The organism is Bradyrhizobium sp. Crot121, from assembly GCF_059512385.1.
The window spans coordinates 1-1,009 of the sequence record NZ_JCAMOR010000268.1 but is presented as its reverse complement, the minus strand read 5'-3'; the positions used below and the strand labels follow the sequence as shown (position 1 = coordinate 1,009).

The 1,009-nt window shown below is 59.0% G+C and carries 1 protein-coding gene; it reads left to right on the top strand.

The window, feature by feature from the left end; all coding sequences use genetic code 11:
- Positions 1-284, top strand: a 284-nt coding sequence (locus tag AC5ZGW_RS46445) for a transposase (protein ID WP_496114185.1), incomplete at its 5' end; no start/stop codon positions are given.
- Between the last annotated feature and the right edge of the window lie 725 nt (positions 285-1,009).

Below are 1,009 nucleotides of genomic sequence, written 5' to 3'. Positions count from 1 at the left end.
CGCCGTCAAAGGAGCGCCGCATCACGCGCTGGGAGCATGAGCATGTGGTCGAGGAGGTCCAGAGACGGCTCGATTCCGATCCCGACGCCATGCGGACGCGGCGCGAGACGGTTGAGCATCCCTTCGGCACGATCAAAGCCCGTATGGGTGCAACGCACTTCCTGATGAAGCGCCTACGGAATGTCGCCGCTGAGATGGCGCTGCATGTTCTCGCTTATAACCTCACACGGGTGATGAACATCGTCGGCAAACCGAGCCTGATTGCAGCCATCCGCGCCGCCTGAAGGCCGGAAAGTGCGTCCAAAAGCGCGATAACGCGTCCCTATATCCACCTTGGCCGGCTATCGGACGTTTGGAACGCGTGGCCTGCAACGATTGTCGACCACGGCCGCGTCCCGTTTGCACACAACCAAGACCCGAAGCAGACGTCAACGCCAACTTCCTCTTGGTTCATATGCGCTCGATAGGAGCCGAAGTAGCGGGAGCGTGCGCGACCCTGACGTCCTTGTAAGTCGATCGAACGGCGTCGAGCACCGCCTCGTCCGATGAAGTGAGTTCGTAGAAGGTGCTGCCTGTTGCGCGTACAATAACCCATGCGCCGCTCTGCTCCGGGAGAACTGTCCCCGAATTATCTGCCACGCTGCATGAGCGGCCTCCGAAAGCGTATCGCCGCTGACCGACGAGCCACTGGCCGCGAGCAGTTCCAGCTTATCCTGCCCGGCCGACTTGGCCCCGTCATCATGAATTCATCAATGGAGCGGCCAAGACGTGGATATTCCACGCTAATCGGTGACACCGTCCAACTGGCTTCGAGCGAGCGTGGAGCAGTAGATCGATAAGATCGCGCAGATCGATGGCCAGAATGCCATCCCGACAATCGTAGATGCGTAGTGTCGTCATTGGTGCCATATCAATTGAGCCTCAGCGATAAACGTAAGCGCTTAGCCGCAACCCTATTGACACTGGCTTGACGTTTTGCGGAACCGCCACGGCATGAGGTCTTCGATTC